At 60.3% G+C, this 16,895-nt stretch carries 16 protein-coding genes and 1 pseudogene; 9 read left to right on the top strand and 8 right to left on the bottom strand.

Annotation, left to right across the window (positions count from 1 at the left end; all coding sequences use genetic code 11):
• Window positions 1–37 precede the first annotated feature (37 nt).
• The 6 genes from RQ479_RS12390 to RQ479_RS12415 all read right to left on the bottom strand — a co-directional run bounded on the left by RQ479_RS12390 (window position 38) and on the right by RQ479_RS12415 (window position 7,724).
• A complete protein-coding gene (locus RQ479_RS12390; protein WP_352464118.1) occupies window positions 38–1,027 on the bottom strand; it encodes a substrate-binding domain-containing protein in 990 nt (329 codons plus the stop codon).
• Between the two features lie 77 nt (window positions 1,028–1,104).
• A complete protein-coding gene (locus RQ479_RS12395) occupies window positions 1,105–2,154 on the bottom strand; it encodes an ABC transporter permease (RefSeq protein ID WP_376705282.1) in 1,050 nt (349 codons plus the stop codon).
• Window positions 2,154–3,671: a sugar ABC transporter ATP-binding protein gene (locus RQ479_RS12400; protein ID WP_376705283.1), complete on the bottom strand. Its 1,518-nt coding sequence runs from the start codon at window positions 3,669–3,671 to the stop codon at window positions 2,154–2,156. Before RQ479_RS12400 ends, RQ479_RS12395 begins: the two co-directional genes overlap by 1 nt.
• Window positions 3,668–4,666, bottom strand: coding sequence for a LacI family DNA-binding transcriptional regulator (locus tag RQ479_RS12405; protein ID WP_376705284.1), 999 nt, complete (start codon window positions 4,664–4,666; stop codon window positions 3,668–3,670). The genes RQ479_RS12400 and RQ479_RS12405 overlap by 4 nt, the downstream gene beginning before the upstream one ends.
• Window positions 4,667–5,099: 433 nt before the next feature.
• Window positions 5,100–5,996 carry an aminoglycoside phosphotransferase family protein gene (locus RQ479_RS12410; RefSeq protein ID WP_376705285.1) on the bottom strand — a complete coding sequence of 299 codons (897 nt, stop codon included), beginning with the start codon at window positions 5,994–5,996 and terminating at the stop codon, window positions 5,100–5,102.
• Between the two features lie 657 nt (window positions 5,997–6,653).
• On the bottom strand, window positions 6,654–7,724 hold the full coding sequence (locus tag RQ479_RS12415; protein ID WP_376705286.1) for an NAD/NADP octopine/nopaline dehydrogenase family protein: 1,071 nt from the start codon (window positions 7,722–7,724) through the stop codon (window positions 6,654–6,656).
• A gap of 240 nt (window positions 7,725–7,964) precedes the next feature.
• Here RQ479_RS12415 and RQ479_RS12420 point away from each other — a divergent pair, with 240 nt between their 5' ends.
• The 8 genes from RQ479_RS12420 (at window position 7,965) to RQ479_RS12455 (ending at window position 14,585) form a co-directional block, all read left to right on the top strand.
• Complete coding sequence (locus tag RQ479_RS12420; protein WP_376705287.1) at window positions 7,965–8,936, top strand: LysR family transcriptional regulator; 972 nt, start codon at window positions 7,965–7,967, stop codon at window positions 8,934–8,936.
• The gene (locus RQ479_RS12425; protein ID WP_376705288.1) at window positions 8,933–10,402 is read left to right on the top strand and encodes an NAD(P)-binding domain-containing protein; all 1,470 of its coding nucleotides are present in this window, start codon (window positions 8,933–8,935) and stop codon (window positions 10,400–10,402) included. Before RQ479_RS12420 ends, RQ479_RS12425 begins: the two co-directional genes overlap by 4 nt.
• 8 nt (window positions 10,403–10,410) lie before the next feature.
• A complete protein-coding gene (locus tag RQ479_RS12430; RefSeq protein ID WP_376705289.1) occupies window positions 10,411–10,881 on the top strand; it encodes a CMD domain-containing protein in 471 nt (156 codons plus the stop codon).
• Entirely contained in the window at window positions 10,878–11,441 is a 564-nt protein-coding gene (locus RQ479_RS12435) for a peroxidase-related enzyme (protein WP_376705290.1), read from the top strand. The genes RQ479_RS12430 and RQ479_RS12435 overlap by 4 nt, the downstream gene beginning before the upstream one ends.
• Window positions 11,442–11,495: 54 nt before the next feature.
• A complete protein-coding gene (locus RQ479_RS12440; protein WP_376705291.1) occupies window positions 11,496–12,236 on the top strand; it encodes an amino acid ABC transporter ATP-binding protein in 741 nt (246 codons plus the stop codon).
• Between the two features lie 24 nt (window positions 12,237–12,260).
• The gene (locus tag RQ479_RS12445) at window positions 12,261–13,088 is read left to right on the top strand and encodes a transporter substrate-binding domain-containing protein (RefSeq protein ID WP_376705292.1); all 828 of its coding nucleotides are present in this window, start codon (window positions 12,261–12,263) and stop codon (window positions 13,086–13,088) included.
• Between the two features lie 69 nt (window positions 13,089–13,157).
• Entirely contained in the window at window positions 13,158–13,874 is a 717-nt protein-coding gene (locus RQ479_RS12450; RefSeq protein WP_352975954.1) for an amino acid ABC transporter permease, read from the top strand.
• A gap of 18 nt (window positions 13,875–13,892) precedes the next feature.
• The gene (locus tag RQ479_RS12455) at window positions 13,893–14,585 is read left to right on the top strand and encodes an amino acid ABC transporter permease (RefSeq protein WP_376705293.1); all 693 of its coding nucleotides are present in this window, start codon (window positions 13,893–13,895) and stop codon (window positions 14,583–14,585) included.
• A gap of 198 nt (window positions 14,586–14,783) precedes the next feature.
• On the opposite strand, the pseudogene RQ479_RS12460 reads toward RQ479_RS12455, so the two are convergent.
• Both RQ479_RS12460 and RQ479_RS12465 read right to left on the bottom strand, forming a co-directional pair.
• Window positions 14,784–15,116: pseudogene (locus RQ479_RS12460) on the bottom strand (Lrp/AsnC family transcriptional regulator); the annotation flags it as partial.
• Window positions 15,113–16,105 (bottom strand): IS481 family transposase, encoded by a 993-nt coding sequence (locus tag RQ479_RS12465; protein ID WP_376705294.1) that lies wholly within the window; start codon window positions 16,103–16,105, stop codon window positions 15,113–15,115. The gene RQ479_RS12465 and the pseudogene RQ479_RS12460, both read right to left, overlap by 4 nt.
• A 345-nt stretch (window positions 16,106–16,450) precedes the next feature.
• Here RQ479_RS12465 and RQ479_RS12470 point away from each other — a divergent pair, with 345 nt between their 5' ends.
• Window positions 16,451–16,654 (top strand): hypothetical protein, encoded by a 204-nt coding sequence (locus RQ479_RS12470; protein ID WP_376705295.1) that lies wholly within the window; start codon window positions 16,451–16,453, stop codon window positions 16,652–16,654.
• Window positions 16,655–16,895: the final 241 nt, after the last annotated feature.

The raw sequence follows: 16,895 nt of genomic DNA on the forward strand, positions 1-16,895 counted from the left end.
TCACGGGGGCCTTGTCCTGTCAACTTTTGCTCTGAACTCATTTCCCCATCAACTGCTTGGCATTCTCTGGCGTGATCGCGGTCGTGGCCACCGTCACCGTCGGCTCCACCGACGAAGCACAATCAAGCAGAATCTTCTTCGACATCTCGATCGCCTCCTTGGCGCCGGTCGGGTAGGTGAAGGTTGCCGCCCAGTCGCCCTTGGCCACGGCCTCGATGCCACCGGCTGGGCCCGGCAGGCCGTCGGTGCCGATAATCTTGACCTGCTTGCCCGCGCCCTTGGCTGCAAGCAGCGCGCCGGCTGCCATCATGTCGTTCGAGGCGTAGAGCACCTTGATGTCGGGGTGCGCTTGCAGCATGGCAGAAAAAGCGGTCTGAGCTTTGTCGGGCACCCAGTCGGCGGCCTGCTCGGCCACCACCTGGATCTTGTCATTTTCCTTCACACCATCCTTGAAGCCGTTGAGTCGCTCCACCGCCGGCGTCGAACTTGGCAGGCCTTCAAGCACCGCTGCCTCGCCGCCTTCCGGGAGCAGGGTCTTTGCGGTGTATTTGCCCGCTTCGAGCGCGATCTTGTAATTGTCGCCGCCGATGAAGGCGGTGTAGTCTTTACCTGGGTCGCCTACCGTCTTGCGGTCTAGCTCGATCACAGGAATGCCGGCATCCATGGCGCGCTTCACCGCCGGGGTCAGGGGCGCTGCCTCGAAGGGCGAGATCAAGAGCAGATCGACTTTTTGAGTGATGAAGTTGTCGACCTGCGATGTCTGCGTGTTGACGTTGCCGGCGCCATCGGCGATCTGCAGCGTGAACTGAGACACTTCCTTGACCGCCGCGCTCAGTTCGTCATTGACATGCTGGCGGTAGGGCTCGGCGTTGTTTGCCTGCGAAAAGCCAATGATGAACTGGCCGTCCTTGGCGCAGGCCTTGACCATAGGGTCGGCGGCCTCTGCGGTGCCCGCCATGCACAGGCACGTGCCGGCGAGCAGTCCAAGCCGCCAGGCACGCCACGATCCTCGTTCTATGGTTCTCATGCTCTCTCTCCTCCTTTTGGGGCCGCTGCGGCCAGACCTTGGTTTTTAACGCCTTCCACTTGCTCGCCGTCTGCCTGCTATCTGCCCAAACCCTCGCGGCGGCGAACAAGGGATTGAAGCACTGCCGCCAGCACGATGATCGCGGCGGTCGCGAGCAACTGCATGGCCGGGGTAATGTTGTTGAGCTGAAGGATGTTGGCGAGCGCGCCGAGCATGATAGTCCCGGCGACGGTGCCGACCATAGAGCCGGCCCCACCGAACAGGCTTGTCCCGCCAATGACCACTGCTGCGATTGCCGTGAGCTCATAGCCCATGCCGTCATTGGCGCTGCCGAAATTGAACTGGCCGGCATGAACGATGCCGGCAAGGGCGGCGGCAAAGCCGGTGATGGCATAAACTGACATCTTGACCACCGAGACCGGCACGCCGGAAATACGCGCCGCCCGCTCGTTGCCGCCGACGGCAAAGACATAGCGGCCGAAGCGCGTCGTGTTCAGTACCAAGGTGGCAATGGCGGCGAAGACGATGAAGACAATGGTCGCCACCGGCACGGTGTTGTTGAACAGACGCTCGCTCAGCACCGCGAAAACAGGTGGCGCCAGGCCGGGACCGTCGCCATAGGAAATGTTGATGTACTGGTTGCCCGAAACGACCAGCGCGAGCCCCCGCGCCGCCTGCAGGCCGGCGAGCGTGACAATGAACGGCTCGAGGCGAAAGCGGCTGGAAATCATGCCCTGGATCATGCCGAAGACGGTGCCCATTACCAGCACGGCGAGGACGGTCGGGATAAGCCCGAAGCCGCCGGAGATCATCATCGTTGCGGTAACCACGCTGGAGAGACCGAGCACGGCGCCCACTGAGAGGTCGATGCCGGCGGTGATGATGACGAAGGTCATGCCGATTGCGATAATGCCGGTCTCAGACACCGCGCGCACGATGTTGGCCATGTTGTCGGGCGCAAGGAACAGGATCTCGCCATGGCGCCTCGGCGAGAAGATGACGCCGCCGATCGCGACCAGCACCAGGCCGATCAAGCTCTGGAAGCGCACGACCAAAGCGAGCGGATCGCGATGCACGGGTGCTGCCGCCAACGGGCCGCCTGCAACCGAAGTCGTCTCGTCAGACATCAGGCCTCCTTGCCGTTTGCTGCGGCCAGCACCGTGTGCTCGTCGACGCCGCCGATGAATTCCGCTACATTGCGCCCCTGGCGCAGCACCACGATGCGGTCGCATAGGCCGATCAGCTCAGGCATTTCGCTGGAGGCGACCAGAATGCCCAACCCTTGAGCGGCCAGTTGCCTCAGCCGCGCATAGATCTCGCCTTTGGCACCGACATCGACGCCGCGCGTCGGTTCGTCGAGCAGCAGCAGACGCGGATTGCCTAAGATTTCCTTGGCCAGTACCACCTTCTGCTGGTTGCCGCCTGAAAGCGCGCCGACGGCGATGTCGGGGTTCTTCGGCCGGATGTCGAACTGACCGAAGGATTGTTTCACCGCCTCCGCCTGCCGGCCCGGCGACATCAGTCCGGCCGGCGAGAGGCGGCGGATCACCGACATGACCAGGTTGAGGCCGACAGCCATCCTCAGCATTAGGCCGCTGCCGCGACGGTCGTCCGTGACGAAGGCGATGCCGGCCGCTCGCGCCGCCCTGATCGAATTGAGCTTCACCTGACGGCCGTCGAGGGCGACATCGCCCTCCCAGTGACCGGAGAGGCCGGTGCCGTAAAGCGCGCTGAGAAGTTCGGTCCGCCCTGCCCCCATGATGCCGGCCAGTCCGACGATCTCCCCTTCATGCACATCGAGCGAAAGCCCTGTCGGGGCCTGCCAGCCGGCACTGTCGCGCGCCAGCCGGAAACTTGCATCGCGCAAGCTGAGCAGTGCCCGGCCGACTGCTTTAGCGCGCTGGGGATAAAGCTCGTCGAGCGGACGCCCGACCAGCAGCCGCACCAACTCGGCTTGCGGCGCGTGCGGCTCGGTGACGCCGGCGACGCGCCCGTCGCGCATCACCGTCACCCGGTCTGCGATCTCGGGCACTTCCTCCAGCCGGTGCGAGATATAGATGATGCCGATGCCGCTGGCGGCGAGCTTGCGCATGATGTCGAACAGCCTTTCGACTTCGCCCACCGTCAGGGCCGCCGTCGGCTCGTCCATGATCAGCACGCGCGACGCGTAGGACAGCGCCTTGACGATCGCCACCACCTGGCGCTGGCCGATCGAGAGATCGGCGACCAGTCGTGCCGGGTCAATGGCGAGTTCGATCGCTTCCAGCCGCCTGTAGGCCTCGCGGCGCATCGCCGCCACATCGAGCAAGCCGCCGGGGCGCATTAACTCGCGGCCCAGGAAGAGGTTCGACGCCACATCGAGCGTCGGTACGAGATCGAGCTCCTGGAAGATGGTGGCAATGCCGGCGCCCTGCGCTTCGCGTGGATTGCTGAAGCGCACTGGCTTGCCGTCGATCTCAATCGCGCCTTCGTCCGCCGCATAGACGCCCGACAACAGGTTCATCAACGTCGATTTGCCGGCGCCGTTCTCACCGAGAAGGGCGTGGATTTCACCGGCCCTGAGCTCGAAGTCGACGCCGCGCAGAGCCTGGACACCACCGAAGCGCTTGACCGCGCCGGTGACCGAAAGCAGCGGCGCGCTCATCTCGGCCTCGCGCAGGATTGGCGGGCATGAAGCGTGGCTTGGAGTCGGACGGTGCGCGGCTCCGTCGCGGAGGATGCGATACGAGCGCTGAGCAAAGCGGCCGCCTGCCGGCCGATCTCGGCGCAAGGCTGCGCCACCAGCGTCAGCCGCGGCTCGAAACAATCGGCCCACTCGAAGTCGTCGAAGCCGGCAAGCGAAAGATCGCCCGGTATCGCCATGCCCATTTCGCGGATCGCGCGGACTGCTCCGATCGTCGTCATGTTGTTGCCGGTGACCAAGGCCGTGGGCGGCGACGGCAAAGACAGTATGACGCGGGTCGATGCTGTCGCGGACGCGGTGTCTACGTTCCCGACCGACAAATAGCGCGGCAGGCAGTCAAGTCCGTTGGCGGCCAGGGAAGACCGGAACGCCTCGACGCGTTCGCGGGTCGTCGCCAAGCCGGGCTGGCCAGCGACGAAGCCGATCCGCTTGTGGCCGAAGGAGGCGACGTGATCGATAAGGGCTCGCATTGCCGAATGGTTTTCAACGCCGATCTGGTCGAAGCGCTCGTCGGCCAAGCGGTCTATCAAGACGCAGGGCAGCTTCTTCTCGGCCAGATAGTCGATCGCTCGCTGCGGCGCGCCCGATGGCGCCAGAATGACGCCGTCGACCCGCCGCTGATGGAACGCACGAACTACCGAAAGCTCGCGATCCGGGTCGTCCTGGGTGTCGGACAGGAAAACCATGAGGCCGAGACGCGCGCACTCGGCCTCCACTGCGCAGATGATGTCGGTGAAATAGGGATTGGAAATTGCCGAGATTGCCAGGCCGACGCTGTTGGTCGTCGAGACCTTGAGAGACCGCGCCAGTTCATTAGGCTGATAGCCCATCGAGGCAATCACGTCGTTGATGAGCTTCGCCTTCTCGGGCGATACAAAACGGGTGCGGTTGACGACATGCGACACGGTCGAAACCGACACGCCCGCGCGGCGCGCCACTTCAGCCATTGTCGGCATGGCGGCTCGAATGGGGTGCTCGCAAGCGCTCCTCCCTCACTGTGTTTCCCATCCGCTCTTGTTCTGATTGGCGATTAGGCGAAACGATAATGCAATCGAAACGTTTGCGCAATCGTTTCGATGCTCAACATGCCGCAAACGAGATCAGCGGCCGTTCCAGGTGATTGTCCAATGACGCTGTTAAGGGAAACCGGAGCGGCGGTCACCTCATCGGCTGCTTTGGAAGCTGCTTGGTTTCGTGCGAATGTCTTGGAAGGGTGGGGAAGTCGACACTGGCGACCCTTACGATGGGCGACTTACAGAGCCCGATCTGGCCAGGAGACGACCCACCTACTCTAGTTCCCAGAGACTCCTCGTAGGAAGACGCGAACATCGGTTATCGACCTGCCGGCCGCAGCCGCATTGTACTCCACCCGGTGACCGTCTGCTCGATTCAGATGTCCGGGTCATCGAGAATGCGAGAGATCGTGCTGCGCCCCAGCGCACTCATTGCGGGGTTGGTGCGATGGTAATACCAGACGAGACCCATTGCCTGCTGGAATGCCCAAGCGACACCGCGCTTCCACCAAAGATCTTCAACTTGAAGGACGCGCCGAAAGGTCGCCCTTCGCTCGCGGTCTAGAAGATGCCACGCGGCTACTAAATCCAGCGACGGGTCGGCTGGCCCGAAACTGCCGCCATCAAGCACTCCGACAAGACGCCCGCCCTGCACGAGAAGGTTTGCTGGGATAAGGTCCCTATGACTCATCACGACAGACCCAGCGGATGGCAACTCCCGGAAGCGAGTCCACAAATTGCGCAGTCGAGCCACATCAAGAAGACCCTCGCTGTTTTCAAAGCAAACACTCATCCAATCGTCATGATCCGAGAGATGTCCACCACGTCCTTGCCCGTCGAAGCGTCGGCCCCGTGTGTCCGCTTGGCGCAACGATGCCACGAGGTGTGCAAGGTCTAGCGCGAACGCCGAAGAACCAATTAGCCCGTGCCGCGTGGCAACCTCGCCTTCGATCCACGTTTGTAATACCCATGGCATTGGATAGTGAGGACCTGGCTCGCCGAGCCCAATTGGTTGAGGCGTCGGAAACAAGCAATGTTCCCCAATTTCAACAATAGCAGCGGCCTCTGACCGAAGCATATCGGCGCATTCGGTCGGATTCATCGCCCTCAGCGGGAACCGGGCAGTGATCTTCGAGCCAACGCGGAAGATCGCATTGACGGTTCCCGACGATGTGACTGTGGTGAGGTCCTCATGACGGTACTGGGGAAATTGATCGCGGATCAACTGGCGGGCGATATCGATGTCGATATTCACTTGATCGTCATGCATCATGAGTTCGTGTCCTGCCGAGCTCGGTATGAAGGGCAAATAGTTGTTCGTTGTAGCAATTGGACGGAACAATGTCCGCTTTCTAGTCTTCGCAGTCAGATCCCAATATGTCTGCAACGCGCGCATTGTCGCCCGGCCGGTATGGGGACGGAAGCGGCCGTTTCATGTTGCGGCCCTGGTGGGAACGTCTTCAGGCCGTCTTTCATTGGCGGAGGGAACGCGCAATTTCACCCTTCCCTTCCTTTTTGCTGACGGCGTCTTGGCAGCCGGCGTCTCCTTCGGGCAAGCGGCTTGTCCATCCGCTTTCCGTGGCAGATGTTGCAAATGCCAAACTTTGGTGCAGGAAACCAGGAATTGGTCGGAACTATAGCGACACGCCGAATCAGCCCGGCAGGAGGTCCAACTGAAGTGCTCAGATTTCGAATAAGTTGGCCCGCCGTACGGGAGACATTCAGAGAAACCACGAGGCATCTTAACATACTACTCGCGGCTTCCGTGAGCAGACCATCATATCCAAGGACTGCTCGTTGAGCGCCAACCAGTGGGCCTCAAACCGTACTGCGCACGACTAGGCTCAGCGGCCCGGCCGGCAACATCGACATTATCCGTAAGTTGCGGATTTCTTCCTGGCTGAGGTGGGCATTTACCAATTCACCCGGTCTAGAATCCCTCACGCGAAAGGTTCGCGAGGTCCACGTCTGATAACCCTTCGATCCCAAGGGCAGGAAGAATATCATTATCTTCCTTGAGGTCGCGACCATAGGCCGCCGATAATATCGAAACTCCAGACTCGTGGAGTATCGCCGGATTCCCACTAATCTTGCCCAATAGTACGGTCGACAGCAATCCGAACGGGACATCCTCGAGAATGTAGCGGCTTTCGATGGTTGTCGGGCCAAAGCCGCCGCGGCCTTGGCGGTCCATCTCCTGGTTCATCTCCGAAACCGTTCCCATCGGAACATGGAACGATACTGAAAAATGCTCTTTGACGGTGCGAACCGCGATACCGAAATGGGCAGCGATGGCCAACCGCTCGGCATCCAGAGCCTCGATAAGGCGGCCGACGGCAGGAGTGACGTTTCCCCCCTGGCTCCATTGCTCGGCCTTTTCCATGCGTGTCAGATTAAGAAGGGCAATTCCTAGATGGTTTTGCGGATTGAGGTTGCTGAGCGCGATCGCAAGCATCCCGTCGCGCTTGACGAAACGATCGCCGAACAAGGTCGTGCAAAGTTCGTGTCCTTGATCCTGGCAACTGAAAGGCAGCGTCGCAACATCAAGCTTCTGGCGGATGGTGGTGACATGGACTTCGGTTGGTCCGAGCTGGCGGCCGGTCAGTAGTGTCGTGCCCCAAACGACGATCGGCAACCTGACCTTGCGCTCGGCTAACCGCTTGGAGAGATACAGCGCCGCGAAGGAACAATGCGAACTGATGATGACGGGAATTCCATCAGCCAGGTGAGGGACCGCCGCATCCATCACCATCTTGTGGCCGTAAGCCGGAAGCGCAATCACCACCACGTCCGCGTTGACAATGGCGTCTTTGCAATCCTTGGCAATGCGCACCGGTACCGTCGCCGCGATATCCCCCGTCGCTTTTAACAATTCGCCAGCAGCCAACGCGCTGGTGCGCTGTCCCGACGGTGACCAAAGCATTGGCGAATGTCCCGATCCTGCCAAATAGGCGGCAAGGCCATAAGCAATTGCTCCGGCGCCCAGAATACTCACGCGCATAATATTCCTCCTGTTGCAGGCTTTATGGTTTCAGAATTCTTGCCGTCGTCACCTGAAAGTTTTTCATCAGGATGTTTCGCAAATTGGAGCCGTGTCTGCCGTCCTCGTCCGCCTCCTACAAGGATTCCGGCTCTGAAGCGGCCAATTCACAAACCCGCAATGAACATTAGTTTCCGCTTGACATATATCAAAAACGAATGAGACGATGTCAATCATACGGATTGCGCATGAAGCCAGAACATGGAAACCCGGGATCTTCAGACCTTCCTTGCGGTCGCTGCCAGCGGCAGCATCACCAAGGCGGCTGACATGCTCGGGCGTTCCCAGCCGGCGGTGACACGCACCATTCAGGATCTCGAGGCCGAGCTTGGCTTCGAGTTGCTGCATCGGATCGGCCGACGGGTGCAATTGTCTGAAGAGGGAGTAGCCTTTGAGGAGGAAGCGCGGCGCCTGCTGATGTCCTTCACAGAACTCGCAGCGCGAGCCAAGATGATCGCCGCCGGCAGGGGACGGATCCTGCAGATTGTCACAACCTCCGCGATCGGGACCGGCTTGATCCCGACGGCCCTGGCTGAGCTCCAAGGCGCCGAGCTTCCGCACGAGACGCATCTCGGGCAGTTTCTTCCCTCGATTGTCGCCCAGGAAGTGCGCAGCGGACGCGCCGAGATCGGGTTTTCAAGCCTGCCGCTCGATACGCCCGGTCTGGATGTTCTACGGTTGTACTCGGCGCCTGACGTTGCCGCCGTGCGGGAGGACGATCCGCTGGCTGAACTTGATGTCGTGCCGCTTTCGGGTTTTGCCGGTCGCCGCGTCGCCACGCTGCTCAATCCACTGCGTTTTCAGTTGCATGTCGCCAAAGCGCTGGCGGCTCGCGGCATCGACACCGGCCCAATGATCCGGACCAATACTGCCTATGGCGCCTTGCAGATCGTGCGTCAGACTGGGGTTGCCGCTGTCATCGATCCCCTCACGGCATACGGCGTGCCCCTGCCCGGTGTCGTCATTCGCCCTCTCGACGTAACCGTTCTCTTCTATTGGGGCGTTGTGGCTGCCGCAAACCGTCCCCTTCGCCCAGTTGCGCAGGCGTTGATGGATGCGGTCGAAGCGGTGGCTGAACGGTCGATTGCCGGTTTCAGGAAACTCGATCCGGCCTTGGCCGGCCAATTGGTCACCGATCCCGCCTCGGGCACAAATAACGGGACGGGAATATGAAGCATATTCCCACCCCGGCAGCATCGAGCGGCCTTGCCGCGCTGGAAGCCCAGCTCGCGCAGGATCTCGACTTTCTCGAGCTGCCCGCCAAGCCTTGGGTCCCCAAGCGCACGCACGATGGCGCCCCGGTCCGTGACGTCGTAGTGATCGGCGCCGGCATGTGCGGACTTGCTGCCACGGCAAAGCTTGTGCTGACCGGGATAACCAATGTCGTTGCCTACGATGCCGCTCCGACCGGGCTCGAAGGACCATGGGTAACGTTTGCGCGCATGCAGACGCTGCGCTCGCCGAAGACCCTCCACGGTCCGTCGCTCGGGCTGCCGCAGCTGACGTTCCGCGCCTGGTTTACGGCACAATGGGGACCTGAGGCCTGGCAGTCGCTGGACAAAATCCCCAGGGGCCAGTGGATGGACTACCTGGTCTGGTACCGCAAGGTTCTTGCTCTGCCGGTCCGAAACAGCGTGCGCATGACCGGCGTCGCGCCCGTTGGTGATCTGATTGCGATCGATGTCGAAGGCGCAGAAACGGGCCGGGTTCTCACCCGTCGTCTCGTTCTGGCCACTGGTCGGTCCGGTCTCGGCGGTTTTGCCGTGCCCGGTTTCCTCAAGGGCATCGATCGCGCCTATTGGGCCCATTCTGCCGACGACATCGATTTCGACGCGCTGAAAGGTAAGCGCGTGGCGGTCATCGGCGCCGGTGCCTCTTCTATGGACAATGCCGCAACGGCGCTCGAGGCCGGCGCCGGCGCAGTCGACATGTTGATCCGGCGCAAGGAAATGCCATGCATCAACAAGCTGACCGGTATCGGCAGCCCGGGTGTTGTACTCGGCATCTATCACCTGCCTGATGCCTGGAAGTGGAAGTTCTTCGACTACACCGCCTCCACCCAGACGCCCCCGCCGCGTTCATCGACGCTTCGGGTGTCTCGGCATGCGAATGCCCGGTTCCTTCTCGACTGCGGCATAGTCGCGGTAAAAGAAGATGCCGGAGGCCTTCTGGTCGAAACCACACAAGGGCCGATGCGCTACGATTTCATGATCGCGGCAACCGGATTTTCAAACGATTTCAGCGGTCGCCCGGAATTTGCAGCACTCGCGCCACATATCCGCACCTGGTCGGATGGGCGATATACGCCCGATATGGGGCCGCCGCGCGCAGGTATGTCGGACGCGCCCGATCTCGGTCCTGCCTTCGAATTTCGCGAACGCGTCCCCGGCTCCTGCCCGATGCTGGCGCACATTCACTGCTTCAACGACGCCGCCATGCTGACCCACGGTAAGGTCTCCGGCGATATCCCAGCCGTCAGTGCCGGTGCCGACCGTCTCGTCCGCGGCATTGCGGCGTCGCTGTTTGCCGAAGATGTCGAAACCCACTTCGCCAATCTGATCGCTTACGACACCCCGGAACTTCTGGGCGACGAATGGGTCGATTCAACACCCTTGCTGCAAAAGGAGGCCGCGCTGTGATCGACGCAATGGACAAGGCCGCCGGTATTTCGCCGAACGATGCACTTTTCGCTGCGCGGCGGTTTCGGCCCGAATTTGTGCAAGGGGCGGAGGAATGTCGCCTCTCCGTCCTGCAGCCGGCAAACGATCAGGGGCTGGCGCCGAATTTGAGGGTTGCTCTGGCCCGTCGCATGGCCGCTCTGAATGCCGATCCCGTCCTGATGGCCGAATATGATGTGCAACTGGCCCAACTTGGTCCGACAGAGCAGCTCAGGGCATTGGCTCGGGGCGAAACGGATCTCGATGAGCCATTGGCGACCATCGCCCGTCACGTCGACCTGATCACGCTGACGCCGAAAAAGGCGGAGGCGAGCCATATCGCCCTGCTCGCTCAAGCCGGATTGAACAATCCTCAGATCGTCGCACTCTCCGAACTGATTGCGTTCGTCAATTTTCAGACCCGAGTGGCGACCGGTCTGCGATTGTTGAGGTTGGCATGATTTCCTCTGTGCGCCTGAAGCCGCTCAATTGGCATCCCCACATCGCACCGGTCGAGCTATCCGAGGCCAGGCCGGAACAGCTCGAAGCGATGAAAGTCACGCCATCGGCCAAGAAGGTTTCGGAGTATGTGCGCACCCTTGTGCATGATCCCGAGAGCTATCTTGCCCGCACCGTCTTGTTCAACGCGATCATGTATGTCGAAGGCGGGCTTGCCCGTCCCGACCGCGAACTTGGCGCATTGGGTGCCTCGATCGTCAATGGCTGCAAATTCTGCGCCGTTGTTCACGCCCGCCGCCATGCAGAGCTGACCACGAGCGATGATGTGGTCACCGCGCTTTATCTCGACAAACCTGAAGCGCTCGGGCCACGCGATGCGGCAATCTACAGCTTTGCCCGCCGTCTGTCGGCGGCGCCGTCGGAAGCAACGGTAGACGACATCGCCTCGCTGCGTGCCGTCGGCATGAATGATGCTGAGATCATCGACCTTATCCACGCCATAGCGATCTTCGGCTGGGCAAACCGGCTGATGCACGTTCTCGGCCACGCGGAGAGCGGATGATGATGACGCACATGTCAAGGCAGTCCGTCCCAGACTCTGAAGGACCAACGAGAAATGCTTGAACTCAAAGATATAAGGCTGTCCTACGGAAGCACGCAGGTCCTGAACGGCGTCAATCTCTCGGTAAAGCGGGGTGACGTGGTGTCGATCATCGGCCCCAGCGGCACCGGCAAGACCACGCTGCTGAAATGCATCAACTACCTGGCCAAGCCGTCGTCAGGGACCATCGCGTTCGACCAGATTCGGATGGACTACCAGCGCGCCGACAAGACCGCTGTCCAGGCGATCCGGCTTCGCACAGCGATGGTCTTTCAGCAGTTCAATGTCTTCAAGAACATGACAGTCCTCCAGAACGTGATGGATCCGCTGGTCGTCGTGCAGCGCAAGTCAACGGACGAGGCGCGTGAAATCGCGCTGCGAGAGCTTGACCGGGTCGGTCTCTCAGCGAAGCGGGACAGCTATCCGTCCCAGTTGTCGGGCGGCCAGCTCCAGCGCACCGGCATTGCGCGTGCGCTGGCGGTTCGTCCCGACGTGATGCTCTTCGATGAGCCTACGTCGTCGCTGGATCCTGAACTCGTCGGTGAAGTTCTGAAGGTGATCAAGGATGTCACGTCGTCAGGGATCACTTCGCTGCTTGTGACCCACGAGATGCAATTCGCAAAGAACATCTCGAACCGGATCGTCTTCATGGATCGTGGCGTGGTTGCCGCCGATGGCAGTCCAGCTGAAATCTTCGACGCACCATCCAGCCCACGACTTGCTCAATTCCTGCAGTCAGAACTCGCTTTTCAATAGCTCAACAAGAAGGGAACCTAAGAAATGTCTGCAATCACATCCAGTTTTTCCCGTCGCGCTGCCCTGGCTGTTGCCGGCGGCATCGCAATTACCCTTGCAACCGCAGGGATCAGCAATGGTCAGACCGTTCGCACGATCAAGATCGCGACATCTGCCGAATCCAAGCCGCTGGCATGGGGCGCGATCGGCGTCGAGCCGCAAGGCTATGAGCCGGATCTGCTGAGAGCGATCAACGCAAAGCTGCCGCAGTATAAGTTCGAAATGGAAGGTGTTTCGGATATCGCGCAGGAAACCGGCCTCGCCACGGGCAAGTACGACATCGCGGTCGGTGGCTACTACAAGTCGCCTGAGCGCGCCAAGCAGTTCTTCATTCCGGAAAACCCCATGGGCGCCAGCCTGATGAAGATCTACAGCAAAAAAGGCAGCGGCATCAAGGAAATGAAGGACCTGGTCGGCAAGAGGATCGTTCCGACCACGGCCGGCGGCGGCACCTACAAGTTCATCATGAACTGGCAAAAAGAAAATCCGCAATACAAGCTTGATGTTACGGCATCGAGCGCCGGTATTCCCTATCCGAATCGACTGGACGAAGTTCAGAACGGCAAATTCGACGCGCTTGTTCTGCCTTCGAATCTCGGTGAGCAGACCGTCATCGAGGAAAAGAAGCTCGATATTGTGGCGTCCGATCCGGTCTTCAGCAACAACACCTACATGCTGATTCACAGGTCGGACGAAAACAAGGTTTTAGCCGACGACGTGAACAAGGTTCTCAAGGAATTAAAAGACGATGGCACGATCGAAAAGCTCTCGCAGAAATGGTTCGGCGAGGACATCGTCAAATACATGAAGTAACAGGACCTTTTCCCAACCATGTAGCGATAGCCAGCGGTAAGGCTGAATTGCAAGAAGGAGCGTTTCAAAGTGGATGTTTCTGCTATGATTCCCGAGTTGCTCTCGGCGTTGCCGCTGACGCTCGCCATCACCTTTACGGCCATGGTCGTCGGCTTTTGCTTGGCTCTCGTCGCGACAACACTCCGGGTTCGGAGGATACCGGTGATCAGTCACCTGACTGACCTCTACGTGTCCTATGCCCGGAGTGTTCCCGTCGTCCTGCAGTTGTTCGTCGCGTTCTACGGACTGCCCTTGTTGGTGATCCTGTTCGGCGCCGAGGATTTTATTTCTGCAACGATCGCTGCGATGGTGGGGCTGAGCCTCTATCATGGAGGGTATCTGTCGGAAGTCATGCGACCTGCATACCTGGCCGTCGATCGCGGCCAGCATGATGCGGCCGACAGTCTGGGATATACCTTCCGACAGAAGATCACCCGCGTCGTCGGCCCGCAAGCGGTGCACTTCGCACTGCCGGGCTATGGGAACTCCATTATCTACCTGATCCATAACGTTGCGCTGGTCATGTACATCGGGGCGGCCGACGTGATGGCGACCGCGCACTTGATCATGGAGCGCGACTATAACCAGTACCAGTTCGAAACCTACCTGGTGCTGGCGGTCATCTATTCGCTGATGTGCCTTGTCGCGTGGCTCGTCGTGCGCTTCTTCGAGCTCCGCTCGCCAATGCAAGCGCCAGAGACGACGATAACAGCTCAGATCAAGAACGCGGCCGTCGCGAGCGTGTGACGAAAGAGTAATCCGACCATGTTTGATACCGATATTCTGCTCCAGGACTCGCAGGAAATTCTGGGCGCCGTACCCGTGACGCTCGGCATGGCTTTCACGATTTTCATCCTGTCCACGATCGTCGGCAGCCTTTTTGCGCTCGTCGAACATAGGCGGATCCCCGTGCTGCGAGAGCTCATCATGGCCTATAAGGTCGTCTTCAAGGGCGTTCCGATGGTGATCGTGATTTTCCTCGCCTATTTCGGTCTGCCCCCGGCACTCCAGTTCCTGCTCTCGTTGCTCGGGATCAACTTCAACGCCCACGAAACGCCCAATTGGGTAGTCCTTGTCATTGCAGTCACCGGTTGTGTTGCGGCGTTCCAAGCGGAGATCATCAAAGGAGCCCTCAACGCCTTCGATACCGGTCAGTCGGACGCAGCCCATTCGCTGGGCTATACGGGCGGCCAACTGTTCCGACGGATCCTATTTCCCCAGGTGGCCCTCACGGCAATTCCCGACCTGACAACCTCGATGATGGTCATCATGAAGGCGCTTTCGCTCGGATTCGCCATCGAGGTTGTCGATATCTTCGCCCAGTCCCAGTTGACCGCCGCGCTGAACTACTACTACCTCGAAGCCTTCGTCATTGCCGTCGTGATCTACATGGTGATTGCCTATATCGTCACACAGATTGCCGACAGGCTGGAGCGGGCGCTGAGGGTGCGGACCTGAGCGGAACCTCCTCGGAATTCTAAAGCATCGAGGTCGGGGGAATTCACCGCGGGATAAGGCCTGCAACAGCCGACGAAGAGCATCGGACGTGCCCGCAAACGGATCTGCGGGCCCATGAAACGACGACGCCGGTCCCTGACGCCGGCTGCGGCCGAGGGCTTGCCCGACGGCCAGCAACGCGTCCGATTGCGCGCCGAATTATCGCAGGTTGATCAGGTCCACTGGACGGTTGTTGATAATCGCCTCCCTGGAAAAGAAACCTGTCACCGTGGCAAGATCGAAGTTCGTGATCAATTTCTAGTAGAACGCATCGTAGCCGGACATGCTTTGCGTCACGACCTTGATCAGATAGTCCCAGTCGCCCCCGATCCGATAGAAATCGATCACCTCCGGCAACCGTTCGGCATGGGCGCGGAAAACCTCACTCCATTCCTTGGAATGGTGGCGAGTGCGGATCATAACGAAGACAGTCAGGTCGAGCCCCAGCGCGCGGAGATCGATATTGCTGTGTGAGCCGCGGATCAGACCTAGATGTTTAGTCCCGGCATTTGCTGGAGCGGATTAAATTTGAAGCGTTCGGGCTGTGCGGCCCAAACCTTGCAGATGAACTCATAGGGTGTGAGGCCTTTGAGGGTCTTGAGCCTGCGGCCGAAATTGTAGGCCGAGATGAAGTCGGCAAGGTGCTGGCCGAGCTGGCCGTGGCTCTCATAGTAGAAGCGTCTGACGGTTGCATCCTTGATAGTCCTGTTCATTCTCTCGACTTGGCCGTTGGTCCACGGATGCCTGACCTTGGTCGTGCGGTGCTCGATGTCGTTCCTGGCGCAGGCGTATTCGAAGGCGTGAGCGCGGAAGATCTCGCCATTGGCGATTGCCTCCTTGATCAGCGGCACCGCCGAGCCACCGGCACCAGGGGTGGTGAACTGGATGCCGTTGTCGGTAAGCACGGTATGGATCTTGTAGGGGACGGCCGCGATCAGCCGCAGTAGAAAGTCTCTCGATACAGCGGTGGGGGCCTTCTCATGCAACTCGACGAAGGCGAACTTCGAGGTGCGGTCGATGGCGACAAACATGTGCAGCTTGCCCTGCTCGGTCCTGACCTCGGCAATGTCGATGTGGAAGTAGCCGATCGGGTAGCTCTTAAATTTCCTCTTCGTCGGTTTGTCGCCCTCGACATCCGGCAGCCGGCCGATGCCATGGCGTTGCAGGCAGCGATGCAATGAAGACCGCGTCAGGTGCGGAATGGTCGCCTGAAGCGCATAGAGGCAGTCGTCGAGCGGCAGCAGCGTATAGCGGCGGAAAGCGACAATGACCGCCTCCTCCTCAATCGAGAGCACCGTCGATCTCGGTTCCTTCGGACCAGTCGGCAGATCGGCGACCGAAGCGCGCCTCTTCCACTTCGCGACCGTCTTTTGGTTGATCCCGTAGCGCCTGGCCAGCGTCCTCAGGCTCTCTTGACTATGCTGTATCGCTCGACGGACCGCCTCTGTCGTTGTGGCGCTCCCATGCAGAACCTGGCCCATAGCGCATCCTTTGATTCGGAAGATAAGGATGCCCCATCAAAGTCCGGGATCAAACACCTAGGCAATGAGGCGACGGCAAGGCCGACATCGTGCTGGACAGGGCGTTTGAAACTCCGGAGTGGATCGCCAGCCGCAAGCTGTTCCGTTCATGGCTTGTCTGCGTCGCCCGCCGCGGGCACCCCTTGCTGAGCGCAAGAGGCATCCGGCCTGCGGAGGCCATCCCTCAGGTAGTGCGCTCGGCGGACGGGAGCAGGACCGGAAACCATAGATCCCGCGCTTGAAAGGCTCGGCCTATCACGCAAGGTCGCCATCACCGTTCCGCATTTCCAGGCTGTGGCGCTAGCCGTGGCGACGAGCGACCTGCTCGGCAGCATCCCGGTCCACTTTGCGCGTCTGGCCGCCGAACGTCTCGAGCTCGATACTTTCATGCCGCCCATGGAATCGCCGGCAATGGACGTCACGATGTACTGGCACCGCCGATTGGACCGCGACGCGGGCAACGCCTGGGTGCGAGGCCAGCTCGCAGCGGTCGCTTCGTTCGATGCGTAGGCCGACGAGACCGAGCCACCAATTCGGCGGATAGGGTGATTGGCCAGTTCCTGTCTGCACGGCTGCCCGTCGTTCCTGCACCGCAGGATCATACTGTCGCTTCCCGAAAGGCCCGTAGGAATACTCGCCGAACGAAAGCCAGCTCGGAAGCTGGCGGAGGCGATCAGTATCGGCACTAGCCAATGTCATTTGGGGACCGTTCGGGACGTGGCGCGTCGGACAGTGACGGCCGTGATCGAAG

The sequence above is a fragment of the Mesorhizobium sp. ISC25 genome, from assembly GCF_042295465.1.
In the GTDB taxonomy this organism is placed as follows: Bacteria; Pseudomonadota; Alphaproteobacteria; order Rhizobiales; family Rhizobiaceae; genus Mesorhizobium.